This window comes from Microbacterium sp. GXF0217 (assembly GCF_054798195.1).
In genome coordinates this window covers 90,203-108,264 of the sequence record NZ_JBSJZG010000008.1, presented here as the reverse complement: position 1 = coordinate 108,264, position 18,062 = coordinate 90,203, and the positions used below count along the sequence as shown (strand labels likewise).

Here is an 18,062-nt window from a genome sequence, read left to right as displayed (position 1 = left end):
CTCAGGCGCTGACCTGCGTCGCCGACGGGCGCTGCAGGAACAGCGATCGCGGCGCGAGCGCCGCCACCCAGCGGGACCGGACGTCGACGGATGACCGCAGCTGCCCGAGCACGTGCCGCAGCGGCTCGGCGAGGTCGACGTCGAACCCGGCTCGGCCGGAGCGATCCCCTGCGCGCGCATAACTCGCACGCTCGATCGCCCCGACCAGCACGCCGAGGGCTTCGGCATCCGCACCGCGCTCGGAGACCAGCTGCGCCGCGCGCGCTCGCGGGCTCTGCGCATCGGACGGGTTCAGGCCGAGATCGATCATGGTGTCGCGCAACTCGGCCCATGCACTCGCCGCATCGCCGGTGCGCGCGCGGCCGACCCGGATGGCGCGGCGCACGTTCCTCGCCAGGAACGGCAGAAGCAGGACGACGAAGACGGCAGCGACCGTCAGTAGCACCGGCGTCGGATTCAGCCGCTGTCGGACGACGTCACCGCCGAGCGCCTGGTCCGGGTTCTCCGGCGCGATCGTCGGAACATCGGTGGGCGGGGCCGACGGCGCGGTCGTCGGCGTTGGCGTCTGCCCCGGTCCGCTGCCCGATCCGCCGGTGGTCTCGCCGCGGGCGAAGGCGGTCGGCGTGCCCAGGGTCGCCGTCGGCTCGAACGGCACCCACCCGATCCCCTCGAAGTGCACCTCCGGCCAGGCGTGCAGCTGGTCGCTCATGACCGCGTAGACCGTCTCGTCGCCGCGCGTCTCGTCCGTGAGTTCGCCGGGCAGATAGCCCACGACGATGCGCACCGGCATCCCGAGCGTCTTGGCCATCAGTGCGAAGGCGCCCGCGAAGTGCACGCAGTAGCCGGAGCGCACCTCCAGGAACGTCGCCACCGCGTCGGCGCCGGTGCCGTCGAAGTCCTCTTCGACCGGGGTGTCGATCGAGTACTCGAACTCGCTGCGGAACCAGTTCTGCAGGGCGATGAGCTTCTCGTAATCGCTGACGGAATCCGCGGTGACCTCGCTCGCCGTGTCGGCGATGATCCCCGGCAGTTCGGACACATCGTCGACGACCACGTCGCCGCCCGCGGCGCTGGACGCCACGATCTGCTCGAACGTGGGCTGCACGAGTGCCGAGGTGACCGTGTAATCGCGCCCCGACGCGTCGGCGACATCCGAGACGACGGTGCGATTGGAGGTCATCACATCCCACCCCGTGGAGACGCCGACGAGGCGTTCGGCCGGATATGGGACAGGCAGGCGCGAACTCGACAGCCCGAGGATGCGGATCGAGGTCTGCCGGTCGTCTCCGGTGAGCTCGTCGTCCCATTCCGGATCGCCGAAGCCCCTGGCCAGCGGCTGCGTCTCCTCCTGGTCGGGGCGCCACACGTCGCCGTTGAAGCGGGACAGCGTGGCGATGCGCAGATAGGGGGCTGTCTCGTCGCTCGTCGCGAGCGACATCACCTGCGTGGCGTTGGGTCGTCGGAGGTCATCGCCCAGGCGCAGTGACGCGTCGATCGTCACGCCGGATCCGGCGCCGACCCACGATGCGGACACGGGAAGCGTCGGCGCCACGATGACGGTGAGTGCGATGGCCGTGACGCCCACTCCCGCCATGACGGCGATCGACGTGCGCTGCGCTGAACGGCGGTCGCTGCCTGCACTGCTGCGCAGCAGCATGAGAATGAGCGCCGCGAGCGCGATGAACCAGATCACGTTGGCATCGCCGAGCGTGATGATCATGGGCAGCGCGCCGACGACCGTGACGAGCACGGCGGCGGGCAGTGCACGTCGGTGCGCGACGAGCTGGTCGATCACGATGATGACGACGGCGAACGCCGCGCCGATCACCGTCCGCAGCGCCAGTGTGTCCTCGAGCGGCGCTGATCCGTTGTACACCTCGGCGCCGGCCTGCGCCACCAGCTCGGCGAACGCCGTCGCCGTCGTCGCCGTCGGAAGGATGCCGAGCAGAGCCGTCTGCGGCAGCAGCATCGCCGTCAGCAGGAACACGGATGCCGCGACCTGCACGAGCGCCGTGATCAGCGTCCGGGACCACGCCGAGCGTTCGGCGAGGAACACGCGCGCGATCGCCCCGATGAGGCAGAGGAGGAAGATGAGCGTGCCGGCGATGAGGCTCCACTCACCGGCCTGCACGACGGGGACGTACGGCCAGAGGGCGATGGCCGCGGCGAACGCCGCCAGCAGCGAGCGCCCCACGATCCCCTCACGGCGCGGTTCGACGTCCATCGCCCAGGCGCCGGTCGGCGTCTCAACGCGGGACACGGCCGCCCCCAGCCAGCATGCGCTCCGGCAGAGCGAGCTCCCACGATGCGGCGATGTCGTCGGTGAGGACGGCACCGGTCCACCCGGCGGTCGCAGCGATGGTGAGCAGGTCAGATTCCGGATCGGTGGCGAGCAGGATGGGCACCGCGGCGCCACCGTGGTGCAGCGTCTCCTGATCCGACGCGGAGATGCGGCCGGTGAGGACCACCAGAGGCCCGGGCGGGGTGCCGCCGACGATGGACGCCAGGTCGCGCGCCTCCCCGCGCGGGGCGAGGATCGCGAGCGCCACGAGGAGTTCGTCGCGGTCGTCCTCGTGGCCACGGAGCGTGCCGATCGTCGTCCCGGCGCTGTCGACGACGTCGACGCTGTACCCCTCGCTCGCCAGGTGCAGTGCGATGGAGGCGCACGCCGACACAGCGGATTCGAAGGCGGTGTCGACGCCGCGATCCGGGCGTGCCCACCGCTTGGCTGCGCGATCGATCACGACGATCGCGTCAGGGCTGGACTCCTCTTCCTCCTGGCGCACCATCAGCTCGCCGCGATGCGCGGTGGCGCGCCAGTGGATGCGCCGCATCGAATCACCCGACACGTAGTGGCGCGGGGAGAGATTGTCGCTGCCCTGGCCGAGACGGCTCGACGAGATGTGCGCCGTGCCGCCTGCGGCCCCCCAGTGCGCGGAGAGCGGAGCCAGCGGGATCACCTCCGGCACCACCGTGACGGTCCTGGTCTCGCCGAACGTCTGCTCGCGCTGGGCGAGCCCGAACGGATCCACGGTGTGCAGCACGAGCGGACCGACCGGCCAGATCCCGCGGCGCACGCCGGTGATGGGGTAGCGGAGCACCCCGGCATCCGGCGGGTACTCGCCTGCGGCCTCGCCGGTCACGGCATCCGGCAGCACGTCGCGCCAGCGGCCGTGCGGGATGCGCAGCGAGCGCAGCGCGAAGCGCACCGTCACACGCGATTCCTCGCCCACCGTCAGCAGATCCGTCGACACCTGGCGGGTGACCGTTCCGCTGCGACGCGGCACGTGCACGACCAGCACCGCGAGCGCGGTGAGGACGAACAGCAGCACCGCGACGTAGAGGAGGATCGGCGCGGACACGATGTTCGCCGCGATCGTGAACAGCACCCCGAGCACGAAGGCGCCCAGCCCGCGGGCGGTGAGAGGACGTCGACGGCGCTCGGACATGAGGGAGCCGGTCAGGCGCGGGTCGCGACGGGCACGCGCACCCGATCGATGATCTGCGCGAGCGCCGCCTCGACGGGCTGCGCTCCCGCCCGATGCACGCCGCGCGCCGGCAGCAGCCGGTGCGCGAACACCGGCACGAGGAGCGCTGCGAGATCGTCGGGGATGACGAATTCCCTGGCGTCCAGCGCGGCCCAGACCTTCGCCGCACGGACGAGCTGCAGCGTGGCGCGAGGGCTCGCCCCCAGATGCAGACTCGGATCCGACCGCGTTGCCTGAGCCAGCGCGACCGCGTACTCCTCGATGCTCGGTGCGACGTGCACGGCGCGCGCGGCCTCGATGAGGGCGCTCACGTCCTGCGAACCCACCACGGGGCGGATCGCCGCGAGCGGGTTGACGGCGTCGCGCTGGCGCAGCATGAGCGCCTCGGCGGCAGGGTCCGGATAGCCCATCGAGATCCGCATCATGAAGCGGTCGCGCTGCGCCTCCGGCAGGGCGTACGTGCCCTCCATCTCGAGCGGGTTCTGCGTCGCGACGACGAGGAACGGATCCGGCAGCGGATGCGTGCGCCCGTCGACCGTGACCTGCTTCTCCTCCATCGCCTCCAGCAGAGCCGACTGCGTCTTGGGGGAGGAGCGGTTGATCTCGTCGGCGATGACGATGTGGGCGAACACCGCGCCCTGCTTGAACTCGAACTCGCGCTCGACCGGGTTGTAGACGCTGACGCCTGTGACGTCGCCGGGCAGCAGATCGGGAGTGAACTGGATGCGCCGCACGGTCGCATCGACGCTCGCGGCCAGGGCACGGGCGAGCATGGTCTTGCCGACCCCAGGGACGTCCTCGATGAGAAGGTGCCCTTCGGCGAGGAGGCACACCAGGGCGCTGCGCACGGCATCCGCCTTGCCGTCGATGACCTTGCCGACAGAGCCGAGAATGGCGGAGGTCTGCTCCGCGAATCGTTCGGCCGTCATGGCGGATGCGTCCTGATGCATGCGTCCCCTCTCGCCCTGCCACCCCACATCGGGTTGTGAACCGATCTTAACCGGTACCCTCGGGGCATGGGACTGTTCCGCAACGATCCACAGCGTGTGCGACTGGAGTCGCAGGACGTCGAGCTGAAGGCCACACGCGCCCCGTGGAGCCTCTGGGCCGACGGATTCGGGAAGCTCGGCATCCGATCGATCCAGATCATCGTCGTCCTGGTGGTCGCCGCCGGGATCATCTTCGCGATCCAGCAGCTCACGCTCGTCACGATTCCGCTCATGATCGCGCTCATCCTCGCCTGTGCGTTCACGCCCGTCATGAACGCGATGCGCCGACGCGGCGTGCCGTCGGTGCTCGCAACGGTCATCACGCTTCTTGCGATCGTCGTCCTCCTCGGTCTGCTCGGCTGGCTGATCGTGTGGGCCGTCCGCGACCAGTGGGATGAGCTCTACGCGCAGGCGGAGGAGGGGTTCCAGCATCTGATGACGTGGGTGCAGACGCTGCCGTTCGACTTCCTCCAGCCCGAGCAGATCGACGAGTGGATCGCCACGCTCACCGATTTCGTCACGAGCGCCCAGTTCGGCTCCGGAGCGCTGGCCGGTGTCGGTGCCGTGGCCAACTTCGTCACCGGGTTCGTGCTGATGGTCACGATCCTGTTCTTCTTCCTCAAGGACGGTCCGCAGATGTGGGAGTTCCTGCTGCGCCCGTTCCGCGGCGAGAACTACCTGCGCGCTCGCCGCATCGGCGACAAGACCGTCAGCACGCTCGGCTCGTACGTCCGCGGGACGGCGACCGTCGCGGCGGTGGACGCCATCGGCATCCTGATCGGTCTCATGATCCTTCAGGTTCCGCTGTACATCCCGCTCGCGGTGCTCGTCTTCCTCTTGGCGTTCATCCCGATCGTCGGTGCGACGGTGGCCGGCATCCTCGCCGCGCTCGTCGCCCTCGTGGCGAACGGCTGGGTCAACGCACTGTTCGTCGTCGGCGTCGTGGTGCTCGTCAACCAGCTCGAGGGCAACTTCCTCCAGCCGTTCCTCATGGGGCGTTCGATGAAGCTGCACGCGTTCGTCATCCTCGTCGCCCTGACCGTGGGCACCGTCCTCGGCGGCATCGTCGGGGCGATCCTGGCCGTGCCGATCACCGCGGCGCTGTGGGGTGTGATCCAGGTCTGGGACGGGCCGCACACCCCCGCCAGGTGGGCGAGGGCGAAAGCACCCGCTGAAGCCGGGTAGACTGTTTCAAGCCCTCCGCGTGACGGCATCCAGGCCAATTCCCCCAGGACGGAAACGTAGCAAGGGTAACCGGGCTCTGTCGGGTGCGCGGAGGGTCTTTCCGTCTCCGGATGCGGGGTCTCCCAGCATCCTTCTGGCGCGCCCTGACAGGATCTGGATGTGACCACCCCAGCGACCCCCGCCAGGAAGAGCGCCGTGGCGCGCTTCGCCTCCCCGGTCATCCTGCTGGCGCTCATGTGGGCGATCCAGTTCGCGGATGCCGTGCTGCCAGGGTCCTTCACCGGGTTCGGACTCCGGTCGTGGGATGTCTCCGGACTCGGCGGGATCGTCCTCAGCCCCCTGCTGCACGCGAGTTGGACGCACCTGATCGCGAACTCGCTGCCCTTCCTGGTGCTCGGATGCCTCGTCGCGATCGAGGGCGCCGCGCGATTCTGGCTCGTCACCGCGACCATCGCGGTCGTCGGCGGCGCAGGCACCTGGCTCGTGAACGCGCCGGGCACGCTCACCGTCGGCGCCTCGGTTCTCGTGTTCGGGTACTTCGGCTACGTCGTCATGCGCGTGTTCGCTCCAGGGCGCGTGGCGCATCGGATCGGGTACGCGCTCATCGCCCTGATCGTCATCGTGCTGTACGGCACGGCGATGTTCACCGGAGTGTTCGGAGCTGCGGAGGGCGTCTCGTGGCAGGCGCATCTGTTCGGTGCGATCGGCGGCGGGCTCGCGGTGTTCGTCGGACGGACGCCAGGGCGGAGCCCGTGAGCAGCCGCACGACGGCGCGTCGTCGTCCGGTCGCGCGCCGCCGCGCTCGGCGTCGGAGGCCGGGCGCCCGCAAGCGCGCCGCGCTGCGGCGGCAGCGGAGGCTCGTCGCGCGGCGCGTGCTGATCGGGACGGCAGCGGTGACGGCCATCGCCGCTCTCGCCATCCTGCTGCCGATGACGACTGCGCAGGCGCCGGTCTGCGCCGCCGAGCCGGCGAGCTTCCCGGCCGCGGGGATCGCCGGCTGGCAGGGCGAGCAGCTCGAGAACGCCGCCACGATCGTGCTCACCGCGCGCGAGAGGGGCTTCGATCGCGATGGTCAGGTCATCGGCGTGATGGCGGCGATGGGCGAGAGCTCGCTGCAGGCGATCGACTACGGCGACTGGGAGACCTCCGGCGTCACCAACCCTGACGGCTCCCGCACCAGCAGCATCGGGCTGTTCCAGCAGCAGGACTGGTGGGGCAGCGTCGATCAGCGCATGGACGCCGCATCCTCAGCCGGGCTGTTCTTCGACCGGCTCGCGCGCCTCGCCGACTGGCAGGAGCTGGAGCCGTCGATCGCGATCCACCGGGTGCAGATCAACAGCGACCCGCAGCACTACGCCCGATTCCACGCGGATGCCGAGGCCGTCGTCGACGCGCTCTCCGGCTCCTGCGAGGTCGACGACTGATCAGCGTTCGCGCGTAGGCTGGGCTCGTGGCGCGGAGCATCTACATCACCTCGGCTGAGGGGCACACCGGCAAATCCACGATCGCCCTGGGGGTGCTCGACGCGCTCATGCGCGTGACGCCGCGCGTGGGGGTGTTCCGCCCGATCGCGCGCTCGTCCGCGGAACGCGACTACGTCCTCGAGCTCCTGCTCGCGCACGACGGCGTCCAGCTCGACTACGAGGACTGCGTCGGCGTCACGTACGACGACGTCCGTGCGGATCCCGATCGCGCGCTGTCGACGATCATCGCCCGTTTCAAGGCGGTCGAGGCGCAGTGCGACGCGGTCGTCGTCATCGGCAGCGACTACACGGATGTCGGCAGTCCGGCCGAACTCGGGTACAACGCCCGCATCGCGGCGAACCTGGGGGCACCGGTGCTGCTCGTGCTGTCCGGTCGCGACCAGCAGCACCGCGCAGAGCAGCTCGGCACGACGACCGCTCGCACGCCCGCGGCCGTGAGCCAGCTGGCGGCGCTCGCGCTGTCCGAGCTCGCCGCCGAGCGGGCCGAGCTGTTCGCAGTGATCGTCAACCGTGCGGATCCGGATGCCGCGACAGACACGATCGATGCCGTCCACGCCGTGCAGGCGGACGCGACGCCGGTCTGGGCGATCCCCGAGGACCGCTCGCTCGTCGCACCGTCGATCCGCGGCATCCTGACCGCGGTCGACGGCCGCCTGGTCAAGGGCGACGACGATCTGCTCGCGCGGGAGGCGCTCAGCGTGGTCGTCGCCGGCATGTCGATGGTGAACGTACTGCCTCGCCTCACGGCCGATGCGGTCGTCATCATCCCCGCCGACCGCACCGAGGTGCTGCTGGCCTCGCTTCTCGCCGATGCCTCCGGTACGTTCCCTTCGATCGCCGGCATCGTGCTGAACGGGCCCTTCCCGTTGCCGGAGGCGATCGAGACCCTGCTCGACGGACTCGCATCGCGCGTGCCGATCATCGCGACCGATCTCGGCACGTACGACACCGCGGTACGCGTCATGGGCGCGCGCGGGCGGCTGGCGGCCGATTCGCGCCGCCGCTACGACACCGCGCTCGGACTTTTCCAGACCCACGTCGACATCTCGGAGCTCACGCGCCTGCTCGGTCTGGCTGAGGCGACGGTCGTCACCCCGCTCATGTTCGAGTACGGACTCATCGAACGCGCGCGTTCGGACCGCAAGCGCATCGTGCTGCCGGAGGGCGGTGACGACCGCATCCTCCGGGCGGCGGCCACGCTGCTCGCGCGCGACGTCGCCGAACTCACGATCCTGGGGGAGGAGCAGGCGATCAGAGCGCGAGCCGTCGAGCTCGGCGTCGACATCGCGGCGGCCGCGATCATCAGCACGACCGATCCGTCGCACGTCGAGCGGTTCGCCGCGGAGTACGCGCGGCTGCGGGCGCACAAGGGCGTCACGCTCGCGCAGGCGGCCGACACCGTCACGGACGTGTCGTACTTCGGAACGATGATGGTGCACCTCGGGCTCGCCGACGGCATGGTCTCGGGTGCCGCGCACACGACGGCGCACACGATCCGTCCGTCGTTCGAGATCATCAAGACCCGACCGGGCGTCGATGTGGTCTCGAGCGTGTTCCTCATGGCGCTCTCCGACCGTGTGCTCGTGTACGGCGACTGCGCCGTGATCCCGGACCCGACGAGCGTGCAGCTGGCCGACATCGCGATCTCGTCGGCCGAGACCGCCCGGCAGTTCGGCATCGACCCACGGGTCGCGATGCTGTCGTACTCGACGGGGGAATCCGGATCGGGGGCAGACGTCGACAAGGTGCGCGAGGCGACCGCGCTCGTGCGCGAGCGGGCCCCCGAGCTCCTCGTGGAGGGGCCGATCCAGTACGACGCGGCCGCGGACGCTGCCGTCGCGAAGGCGAAGCTGCCCGAATCGGCGGTGGCAGGGCGCGCGACGGTCTTCGTCTTCCCTGATCTCAACACCGGCAACAACACATACAAAGCAGTGCAGCGGTCGGCCGGCGCGGTCGCGATCGGGCCGGTCCTGCAGGGGCTGAACAAGCCGATCAACGACCTGAGCCGCGGCGCGCTCGTGGAGGACATCGTGAACACCGTCGCGATCACGGCGATCCAGGCGCAGGGCGGTGCGGCATGAGCGTCGTCCTCGTCGTCAACAGCGGCTCGTCGTCGCTGAAGTACAGCCTGATGGACATGGACCGCGAGCTTCCGCTCGGTGAGGGACTGATCGAGCGCATCGGACAGGATGCCGGCGACATCACGCACACCGTCCGACGCGTCTCCTCCGATGGTGTGGCGGCGCCGGCGGTGCTGGATGAGAAGCACCGCGATTCGCGCCGCATCGCGAACCACGACGAAGCGTTCCAGGTGATGCTGGAGCAGTTCGCCGAGCACGGCCCGCAGCTGACGGACGAGCCGCCGGTCGCGGTCGGACACCGCGTCGTGCACGGCGGGGCGCGCTTCTTCGCTCCGACGCTCATCGACGACCTCGTCGAGATCAACATCGAAGACCTGGCCGATCTCGCTCCGCTGCACAACCCCGGCGCTGTCGCCGGCATCCGCGCGGGGAGACGGGCGTTCGCCGCGGTGCCGCACATCGCCGTCTTCGACACGGCCTTCCATCAGACGCTGCCACCGGCCGCCTACACCTACGCGATCGACAAGGCGCTCGCCGAGCGGCACCGGGTGCGTCGCTACGGCTTCCACGGCACGAGCCACAAGTTCGTCTCCGAGCAGGCGGCGGCGTTCGTCGGCCGTCCGCTCGAGGACCTGCGCCAGATCGTGCTGCACCTCGGCAACGGCGTGTCGATGACGGCGATCGACGGCGGCCGATCCGTGGAGACGTCGATGGGCATGACGCCGCTCGAGGGGCTCGTGATGGGCACGCGTTCGGGGGACATCGATCCAGCGGTGCTGATCCACCTCTCCCGTCGTGCAGGCATGAGCTCCGACGATCTCGACGCGCTGCTGAACAAGCGGAGCGGCCTGCTCGGGCTGGCCGGGCGCAGCGACATGCGCGACATCCTCGCCGGAGTGCAGGACGGAGAGGATGCCGCGACGCTGGCGTTCGACGTGTACATCCACCGGCTGCGGGCCTACCTCGGCGCGTACATCGCGCAGCTCGGGGGAGTGGACGTCATCTCGTTCACCGCCGGCGTGGGCGAGAACGCCGCTCGGGTGCGCGCGGAAGCGCTCGCGACCTTCGGATTCCTGGGCGTCGAGGTCGATGCCGAGGCGAACGAGCAGCGGCGACCCGGCATCCGTCGCATCTCGGCGGCGGCGTCCGCCGTCGACGTCCTGGTCGTGCCGACCAACGAAGAGCTCGAGATCGCGCGGCAGGCGCTGAGTCTGGCCTGACGCCCTGTTCGGCTTCCCCCGCTCCGCGGGGTGCTTGTCGTCGCGTCTGCAGATCACACGCCAAGGTAACTAAAAAGCACAGAAGCCAACTTCCTGTTACCTAAGCGTTACCGCGGCGAATTGACGAGGGAGTCCTGCTCGGCGAAGCTTATTCCGCACCCCTGCTGGGTTGCCTGCTCAAAGGCGACAGAGTCCGCACAGAGACGTGGGAAACATGACTTCACAATTAGCAACAGAAGTAAACAAGCCGAGACGCATCTCGGACAAGCTCTTCGCGTTCCTCCTGGTCGTCCCAGGTCTCGCGCTGCTCGCAGCGGTCGTCGTCTATCCGCTCATCACGAGTCTCGTCACGGCGTTCTTCGAGCAGAGTCTGCTCTACCCCGGCCGCGAGTTCGTCGGTCTGCAGAACATCATCGATGTCCTGCAGGGCGAGTTCATGACGCTGTTCGGCCAGACAATGGTCTTCACCATCGGGACCACGGTGCTGCCGTTCATCATCGGCTTCGCGCTGGCGCTCGCGCTCAACACCCGCATCGCCGGATCCAAGGTCATGCGCGGACTCATGCTCATCCCGTGGCTGGTGCCGGGCGTCGTCGTGTCGTTCCTGTGGATGTGGATCTTCAACGCCAACTACGGCGTGATGAACGCGCTGCTGCAGGGGATCGGCCTGATCGACGAGCCGCAGGCGTGGCTCGCGCAGCCGGGCACCGCGATGCTCGCCGTGATCATCGCGAAGACCTGGCAGTCGTTCCCCTGGATGATGGTCATGCTCCTCGCCGGACTCCAGACCGTGCCTCGTGAGCTGCACGAAGCCGCCGAGATCGACGGCGCAGGCACCATCCGGCGCTTCTTCTCGATCACCGTCCCGCAGATGCAGGGCATCATCGGGCTCGTCCTGCTGCTCGAGTTCATCTGGAACTTCCAGCACTTCGACATCATCTACGTCCTCACCGGCGGTGGGCCGGCCGGGAGCACGCAGACGTTCGCGACCGCGGTCTACGAGACCGCCTTCCACAGCTTCGACCTCGGCCACGCCGGCGCGCTCGGCCTGCTCTGGCTCCTGCTGCTGATGATCCTCGTCGTCGTCTATGTGCGCTTCTCGGAGAAGGGAGAGAAGAAATGACCGCTACGCTGCTGCCGGAGAACCCGGCCTCCTCGGTGGGGGCGACCGCCGCCCAGGTGCTTCCTCCCCGCAAGGTCCGCAAGCCGCGCCCGCCATCTGCCGAGCGGCGCGAACGGCCGGGGGTGCGCATCGCGGCCTGGCTCGCGATCATCGTCTTCGGCGGCTTCGCGCTGCTGCCGGTGTACTGGCTGCTCGTGACGTCGCTCACGCCGAAGACCGATGTCTTCGCGTACCCGCCCCAGTTCTTCCCGACCGAGATCTCGTTCGACGCCTACACGTCGCTGTTCTCCAACCCGCAGCTGTTCGTGTACCTGCAGAACAGCGTGATCGTCTCCGTCATCACGGCGGTCCTGTCGGTGCTCGTGTCGGCGTACATGGGGTACTCGTTCTCGAAGTTCCGCTACACGGGCCGCCGCGCCCTGATGTACTTCGTCCTCGCGTCGCAGATGTTCCCGCAGGCGCTGCTGCTGGTGACGCTGTACACGGTGTTCGCGGCCTACAACCTCTTGAACACGTACACCGCGCTGGTCCTGTCCTTCACGACCTTCACCCTGCCGCTGTGCGTCTGGATGCTGAAGGGGTTCTTCGACACGATCCCCGACGAGCTCATCGAAGCCGCACGCGTCGACGGTGCTTCGCGGCTGCGCATCATCCACTCGATCGTGCTGCCGCTGTCGGCTCCAGGACTCGTCGCCGCCGGGCTGTTCGCGTTCGTCCGCGGCTGGAACGACTTCATCTTCGCGCTGACGCTCGCCGGCCCCGAGAAGCAGACGCTTCCGCCCGGGCTCGTCAACACGTTCGTCGGCGAGGCATCCACCGCGTGGCCGGAGCTCATGGCGGCATCCCTCGTCGTCTCGCTCCCCGTCGCGATCGCCTTCATCCTGCTCCAGCGCTTCCTCGTCGGCGGCATGACCGCCGGTGCGGTCAAGGGCTGATCCGCTTCACGCATTCCCACTCATCAGACAGATCGACAAGGAGGACGATATGTCCGTTTCCCCTCTCATGAGCCTCGAGTTCAACCGACGCCGTGCGCTGCAGCTGTTCGGCATCGGCGCCGCAGCAGTCACGCTGGCGGCCTGCGCGCCGACCGGAACAGGTACCGGCACCGCTCCTGCCGCTGGCGGCGGTTCGACGGCCGGACTCAACGGCGCAGACCCGACGGACTTCTCGTTCGCCTCGTGGTCGTTCACCGAGGAGGCCGCGGCCCCCGCGCTGGAGGCGATTGTCGCCTCGTACCAGGACAAGCAGTCCGTGACGGTGGACGACGTCTCGTTCCCGTACAACGAGTACTTCAACCAGCTGCTGCTGCAGGTGCGCGGCGGACAGTTCACCGGAGCCGCGCACGTGGATGTCGCCTGGCTCGGGTCGCTGGCCGCGCTCGGCAAGCTCCAGGACCTCTCGTCGCTCACCGAAGGACGCGGCTACACGGATGCCGCGCTGAAGGCCGCGCAGTTCGACGGCACCCAGTACGCCCTGCCGTGGACGATCGGCGCGATCGGGCTCGTCACGAACTCCGAGCTGCTCGCGAAGGTCGGGGTGACGCCCGAGGAGTTCCCGACCACGATCGACGCCTATGAGACGACTCTGAAGGACCTGAAGGGCCTCGGTGGGGGCCTCATCCCTTACGCGGCATCCACGAAGGCAGCGCAACTGAAGGACATCCTGATCTGGATGCAGACCTTCGGCAGCCCGCTCGTCGAGGGCGACACCGTGACGATCGGCGACGACGCCTCGATCGAGGCCGTCACCTGGTACAAGAGCCTGTACGACCAGGGCCTCATCGCGGCCGACGTCGACCGCTTCGACGCACGTTCGCTGTTCGCCCAGGGACGCGCGGCGATCTACGACGACGCGCCTGTCGGTCGCAACGCGGTGGTCGGCGAGTCGCCCGACCCCGACCTCGCGAGCAAGCTGGCGCCGGTCTCGCGCCCGGTGCTGAAGGACGGCGACACCCCGCGTGCGCTCGTCTGGGGCGGCGCGATCGCCGTCATCGACGGCGAGGGTGCGCCGACCGCCGGCGATTTCGCGCAGTTCGCGACCAGCGACCTGGACACCGTCCTGGCGGACTACGCCGTCCGCGGCCTGCCGCCGGTGACCACGGAGGCGCAGGAGTCCGACGTGGTCAAGGACGACGTCTTCGGCAGCCTGTTCAGCGAGCGCATCACGGCGACGGCCACGACCAACCCGTTCTGGGCGTTCACGACCTACTCGCAGATCGAGACCGAGATCGCCGAGCAGGTGCAGGCCGTGCTCGTCGGATCGGCGACGCCGGCCGACGCGATGAAGGCCGCCGGAGAAGCTGCACAGAAGCTCGTCGGCTGAGCCATGCATCGTCGTATCGCGATCGGCGCGCTCGCCGGTGCGGTGCTCGCGACGGCGGGGGTCCTCCCCGCCGTCGCCGCACCGCCGCAGAAGATCGTGGAGGACCTGCCCTTCCGGGTGGATTCCTCTAACCAGGCCGGGTGGTGGAACCCGATCGACGAGGTCGGCGGTGTCGCCTACTTCGCGTACAACGCCCCCGGCCCGACCGCGGCGACGCACGAGGTGCATCTCGCCGCGCGATCCCAGGACGGCGCGTGGACCGACGGCTGCCTGCAGGATGCCGCCGGCGCGTGCGTGAGCTTCGTCGACGACAACGGACACAACCAGCCATCGATCGTGGTCGATGGCGCGGGCACGATCCACGCCTTCGTCTCCATGCACAACGAGCAGTGGAACTACTTCCGCTCCGAGACGCCCGGCGATGTCACGAGCCTCGTCGATGCCACGGCGGAGATGCCCGATCAGACGGCGACCAACACGTATCCGATCACGGCGCACGGTGCGGACGGCGACGCCTGGCTGCTGGTGCGCAGTGGCGCCGACGCGCAGCGCCGCCGCGATGGGGTGCTGTACCACTACGACCCGGATGTCGGAGCCTGGCGGCGCGCGACGACGATCGCAGGTGCCGCAGGGTATTCGTTCTACCCCGATGACCTGCAGGTGGACCAGGACGGCCGAGTGCACGTGCTCTGGGAATGGGGGCCGTGGCCCGCCGACCCGGCCCGACACCTCGGCTCGTACGCGGTGTACGACCCGGCCGCGGGGACGATCGAGGATGTCGCAGGGGAGACGATCGCCGGGCCCGTCACACCCGACAGCGGCGGCGCGGTGATCTGGCGCGACTTCGGCGTCGATGAGGACATCTCGAGCTACACCCCGGCGCTCCAGACGGCGAAGATGGCGCTGCGGGATGACCGGCTCGTCGGCATCACGTACCGCTTCATCGAGAAGGACGCGACCGCGTACGACGTGCTGCACGCGTCCTGGGACGGCGACGCCTGGTCCAGTGAGATGCTCGTCGACGTCTCCGAACTCGGCGCAGACACCGCGACCAGCGCGACGATCGACATGACCGCACACGGTTCGACCGTGCGGGTGTACGCCGCCGTCACCGCCCAGGTCTGCGGCGAGCTGCGCAGCCAGGCGGTCAGGATCGAGCGGTCCGCAGGGCAGGACGGCTGGACGTACTCGCCGATCGGTGAGCAGCGCAGCGGCCAGCAGCGGCTGCGCGCCACGACGACGAACGCGGGCACCGACCTGCTGTATCTCAGCGCACCGAATGCCAACCCGGCGCGGCTGTCGTACGCCGAGGTTCCCCGGCTCGCCCCGCTCCGCCAGAGCGGCGAGCTCGCGGACATCGTCGCGGCGCTGCGCGGCGACCTCGGCGGCGTCAACATCGCCCAGGGGGCGAGCGTCGTCGCGTCATCCCAGCTCCGCGCCGACACCGGTCCCGAGCGCGCGGTCGACGGCGTCTGCACGGATGCCAGCCGCTGGATCTCCGCGGCCGGCGATCTCGCACCCACCGTCGAGATCACCTGGCCGGAGGCCCAGGCGCTCGACGAGGTCCGGGTGCGCAGCGGCTACAGCGTCGATCCAGGCACCGCGGCGGTGCTGCGCGGCTTCACGGTCCTCGTGCACACCGCGGACGGCTGGACCGACGTCGGCTCGTATGCGGCCAACACGGATCGGCTCGTCAGGGTCGACGCCGGAGGACTCATCGCGGATGCCGTTCGCCTGGAGATCTCCGATCCATCGGCATCCGAGACCGACGTCGCGCGCGTCTTCGAGATAGAAGCGATCGCCGCGACCCGCTGAGGCCGTCGCCCGCGCCCCGCACACCCCACCCACGGAAGGAACCCATCAGCATGCGCAGCCAGAGGATCGAGACCGACGTCGTCGTCGTCGGAGGAGGTCTCGCCGGTGTCTCGGCCGCCATCTCAGCCGCCCGGCTCGGACAGCGCGTCGCGTTGATCGGCAACCGGCCGGTTCTCGGCGGCAACTCGTCGTCCGAGGTGCGGGTGTGGGTGTGCGGGGCGACTGCGCACGGCAACCAGCGATGGGCGCGCGAGACGGGAATCATCGGCGAGCTCTACGTCGAGAATCAGTACCGCAACCCGGAGGGCAACCCGATCCACTGGGATGACGTCGTGCTGGATGCGGTGCGGGCGGAGAAGAACATCAGGCTGTTCCTCAACACGGATGTCCGCGAGGTCGCCGCGCGCGGACCGGAGGATGACCGGGTCATCGACTCGGTGACCGGCTGGACCATGGGGTCCGAGATCACGACCACCTTCACGGCGCCGATCTTCCTCGATTGCACGGGCGACGGGCTCGTCGGCCACCTGGCCGGCGCGCGCTACCGCCTCGGCAAGGAGGGCAAGGCGGAGTTCGGCGAGGAGTGGGCTCCGGAGGAGCCCAAGAAGGAGTTCCTCGGCTCGACGCTGCTGTTCTATTCCAAGGATCTCGGCCGTCCTGTCGACTTCGTCGCACCCGATTCCACCATCGACATCACCACGACCCCGATCCCCGAGTCCCGCATCATCCGCTCGGGGGACAGCGGCGCGGCGTACTGGTGGGTCGAGTGGGGCGGCGAACTCGACATCGTGGACGACAACGAGCGCATCCGCGACGAGCTGCGCGGGGTGATCCTCGGCATCTGGGACTACATCAAGAACTCCGGACGCTTCGACGCCGAGACGCTCGACCTCGAATGGATCGGCAACATCCCCGGCAAGCGCGAGTACCGCCGCTTCATCGGCGACTACACGCTGCATCAGGGCGACATCGTCGGTCAGACCTCCTTCGAGGACAGCGTCGCGTTCGGCGGATGGTCCATCGATCTGCACCCGGCCGGCGGCATGTACGCCACCGGTGCCGGCGCCGTCCAGCGCTTCTCGAACGGTGTGTTCGAGATCCCGTACCGTTCGCTCTACTCGCAGAACGTCAGCAACCTGCTGATGGCCGGTCGCCTCGTCTCCGCGACGCACATCGCATTCGGCGCCGCCAGGGTCATGGCCACGTGCGCAGCGATGGGGGAGGCCGCCGGCACCGCTGCCGCGCTGAGCGTCAGCCGGGCGACGACGCCGCGCGGAGTGCACGAGCAGCATCTGTCGGAGCTGCGCCAGACGCTGCTGCGCGCAGATGCGACGCTGATCGGCGTCGCGAACGAGGATCCGGACGATCTCGCCAGAAGCGCGTCCGTCACGGCATCCGGATTCACCCGCACGATCGGAACGGATGCCGGTGACGACGGCATCCCGTATCGACTGACCGACGACATCGGGATCGTCGTTCCGGTGACCGATGAACTCGGCGGCATCGCCCTGCGCGCGTCGAGCGCCGCCGACACGACCCTCGTCGTCGAGGCGTACGTGTCCGATCTGCCGCAGAACGTGATCCCGGTCGAGCGGGTGGCCGCGGCATCCATTCCGCTTCCCGCGGGGGAGGCGCGCTGGGTCGATGTGCCGCTCGCGTACGCCGCCGACCGCGCGCGCAACGTGATCGTCGTGGTCCGGCACGAGCCGGCGGTCACGCTCTTCACGACCACCGAGCTGCCACCGGGGGTCCTCACCCTCGTCCACCGGCTCGACAACGACGACCAGAACGTCGAGATCAGCCGGGACGAGCTCATCGTCCAGTGGCCGACGAAGCCGCTGCGCGGACGGTCGGTGCTGTTCCGGGCACTCCGGGAATCCCGCGTGCTGGCGCCTGAGCGCGCGATCAGCGGATACAACCGGCCCTTCGACGGACCGAACATGTGGGCGTCGGAGCCGCTGATCGCCGGACGCGAAGAGTGGCTGCAGCTGGACTGGGATCAGCCGGTCGTCGCCGGTGAGATCCGTCTCGTCTTCGACGACGACGTCGATCTCGAGCTCAACACGCTGCACCACCACCGCAGCCCCGATCGCGTCATCCCTCAGCTCGTGCGGGATTATCGGCTCGAGGTCCTCGGCGCCGACGGGTGGATCGCGATCGCCGACGTGCGCGACAACCGCCGTCGCCTGCGGACGCACGGCCTGCCAGACGGCATCGGCCCGGTCACGGCAGCACGACTGGTGGTCTCCGCGACCAACGGGGCGCGACAGGCGCGCGTCATCGCCTTCCGGGTGCAGAGGGGAGCCGCGGGTGAGCGGTAGCGTGAGAGCTCAGAGCATCTCGATGAGGAGCGTG

Annotated in this window: 13 protein-coding genes and 1 other RNA gene; 11 read left to right on the top strand and 3 right to left on the bottom strand. The window is 69.2% G+C overall.

Features of this window, described 5'->3' with window-relative positions; genetic code table 11:
• Position 1: 1 nt before the first annotated feature.
• From ACWAT3_RS15710 to ACWAT3_RS15700, 3 genes are read right to left on the bottom strand one after another with little or no spacing between them, the layout of a single operon-like run.
• Entirely contained in the window at positions 2-2,260 is a 2,259-nt protein-coding gene (locus ACWAT3_RS15710) for a transglutaminase family protein (RefSeq protein WP_460799912.1), read from the bottom strand.
• Positions 2,247-3,449 (bottom strand): DUF58 domain-containing protein, encoded by a 1,203-nt coding sequence (locus tag ACWAT3_RS15705; protein ID WP_460799910.1) that lies wholly within the window; start codon positions 3,447-3,449, stop codon positions 2,247-2,249. Before ACWAT3_RS15705 ends, ACWAT3_RS15710 begins: the two co-directional genes overlap by 14 nt.
• A gap of 11 nt (positions 3,450-3,460) precedes the next feature.
• Positions 3,461-4,438 (bottom strand): AAA family ATPase, encoded by a 978-nt coding sequence (locus ACWAT3_RS15700; RefSeq protein ID WP_460799909.1) that lies wholly within the window; start codon positions 4,436-4,438, stop codon positions 3,461-3,463.
• 66 nt (positions 4,439-4,504) lie between these two features.
• Between ACWAT3_RS15700 and ACWAT3_RS15695 the strand changes: the two genes are divergently transcribed.
• The 11 genes from ACWAT3_RS15695 (at position 4,505) to ACWAT3_RS15645 (ending at position 18,028) form a co-directional block, all read left to right on the top strand.
• Positions 4,505-5,662: an AI-2E family transporter gene (locus ACWAT3_RS15695; protein WP_460799907.1), complete on the top strand. Its 1,158-nt coding sequence runs from the start codon at positions 4,505-4,507 to the stop codon at positions 5,660-5,662.
• Between the two features lie 5 nt (positions 5,663-5,667).
• Positions 5,668-5,767: signal recognition particle sRNA small type (gene ffs, locus ACWAT3_RS15690), an RNA gene on the top strand.
• Between the two features lie 54 nt (positions 5,768-5,821).
• Complete coding sequence (locus tag ACWAT3_RS15685) at positions 5,822-6,418, top strand: rhomboid family intramembrane serine protease (RefSeq protein WP_460799906.1); 597 nt, start codon at positions 5,822-5,824, stop codon at positions 6,416-6,418.
• On the top strand, positions 6,415-7,086 hold the full coding sequence (locus tag ACWAT3_RS15680) for a hypothetical protein (protein WP_460799904.1): 672 nt from the start codon (positions 6,415-6,417) through the stop codon (positions 7,084-7,086). Before ACWAT3_RS15685 ends, ACWAT3_RS15680 begins: the two co-directional genes overlap by 4 nt.
• 26 nt (positions 7,087-7,112) lie before the next feature.
• Complete coding sequence (gene pta, locus ACWAT3_RS15675) at positions 7,113-9,227, top strand: phosphate acetyltransferase (RefSeq protein WP_460799902.1); 2,115 nt, start codon at positions 7,113-7,115, stop codon at positions 9,225-9,227.
• Positions 9,224-10,447: an acetate/propionate family kinase gene (locus tag ACWAT3_RS15670; protein ID WP_460799901.1), complete on the top strand. Its 1,224-nt coding sequence runs from the start codon at positions 9,224-9,226 to the stop codon at positions 10,445-10,447. Before pta ends, ACWAT3_RS15670 begins: the two co-directional genes overlap by 4 nt.
• Positions 10,448-10,661: 214 nt before the next feature.
• Positions 10,662-11,570: a carbohydrate ABC transporter permease gene (locus ACWAT3_RS15665; RefSeq protein ID WP_460799899.1), complete on the top strand. Its 909-nt coding sequence runs from the start codon at positions 10,662-10,664 to the stop codon at positions 11,568-11,570.
• On the top strand, positions 11,567-12,505 hold the full coding sequence (locus tag ACWAT3_RS15660; protein ID WP_460799898.1) for a carbohydrate ABC transporter permease: 939 nt from the start codon (positions 11,567-11,569) through the stop codon (positions 12,503-12,505). Before ACWAT3_RS15665 ends, ACWAT3_RS15660 begins: the two co-directional genes overlap by 4 nt.
• Positions 12,506-12,554: 49 nt before the next feature.
• Positions 12,555-13,892 (top strand): extracellular solute-binding protein, encoded by a 1,338-nt coding sequence (locus ACWAT3_RS15655; RefSeq protein WP_460799897.1) that lies wholly within the window; start codon positions 12,555-12,557, stop codon positions 13,890-13,892.
• Positions 13,893-13,895: 3 nt separating this feature from the next.
• Positions 13,896-15,707 (top strand): BNR-4 repeat-containing protein, encoded by a 1,812-nt coding sequence (locus ACWAT3_RS15650; protein WP_460799895.1) that lies wholly within the window; start codon positions 13,896-13,898, stop codon positions 15,705-15,707.
• A gap of 50 nt (positions 15,708-15,757) precedes the next feature.
• Positions 15,758-18,028 carry an FAD-dependent oxidoreductase gene (locus ACWAT3_RS15645; RefSeq protein WP_460799893.1) on the top strand — a complete coding sequence of 757 codons (2,271 nt, stop codon included), beginning with the start codon at positions 15,758-15,760 and terminating at the stop codon, positions 18,026-18,028.
• Positions 18,029-18,062: the final 34 nt, after the last annotated feature.

What these genes read in the sequence shown, in the direction of transcription:
- ACWAT3_RS15705 (WP_460799910.1), bottom strand. Translation starts at nt 3,449, where the DNA reads ATGTCCGAGCGCCGTCGACGTCCTCTCACCGCCCGCGGGCTGGGCGCC.
- ACWAT3_RS15700 (WP_460799909.1), bottom strand. Translation starts at nt 4,438, where the DNA reads ATGCATCAGGACGCATCCGCCATGACGGCCGAACGATTCGCGGAGCAG.
- ACWAT3_RS15695 (WP_460799907.1), top strand. Translation starts at nt 4,505, where the DNA reads ATGGGACTGTTCCGCAACGATCCACAGCGTGTGCGACTGGAGTCGCAG.
- ACWAT3_RS15670 (WP_460799901.1), top strand. Translation starts at nt 9,224, where the DNA reads ATGAGCGTCGTCCTCGTCGTCAACAGCGGCTCGTCGTCGCTGAAGTAC.
- ACWAT3_RS15665 (WP_460799899.1), top strand. Translation starts at nt 10,662, where the DNA reads ATGACTTCACAATTAGCAACAGAAGTAAACAAGCCGAGACGCATCTCG.
- ACWAT3_RS15660 (WP_460799898.1), top strand. Translation starts at nt 11,567, where the DNA reads ATGACCGCTACGCTGCTGCCGGAGAACCCGGCCTCCTCGGTGGGGGCG.
- ACWAT3_RS15655 (WP_460799897.1), top strand. Translation starts at nt 12,555, where the DNA reads ATGTCCGTTTCCCCTCTCATGAGCCTCGAGTTCAACCGACGCCGTGCG.
- ACWAT3_RS15650 (WP_460799895.1), top strand. Translation starts at nt 13,896, where the DNA reads ATGCATCGTCGTATCGCGATCGGCGCGCTCGCCGGTGCGGTGCTCGCG.
- ACWAT3_RS15645 (WP_460799893.1), top strand. Translation starts at nt 15,758, where the DNA reads ATGCGCAGCCAGAGGATCGAGACCGACGTCGTCGTCGTCGGAGGAGGT.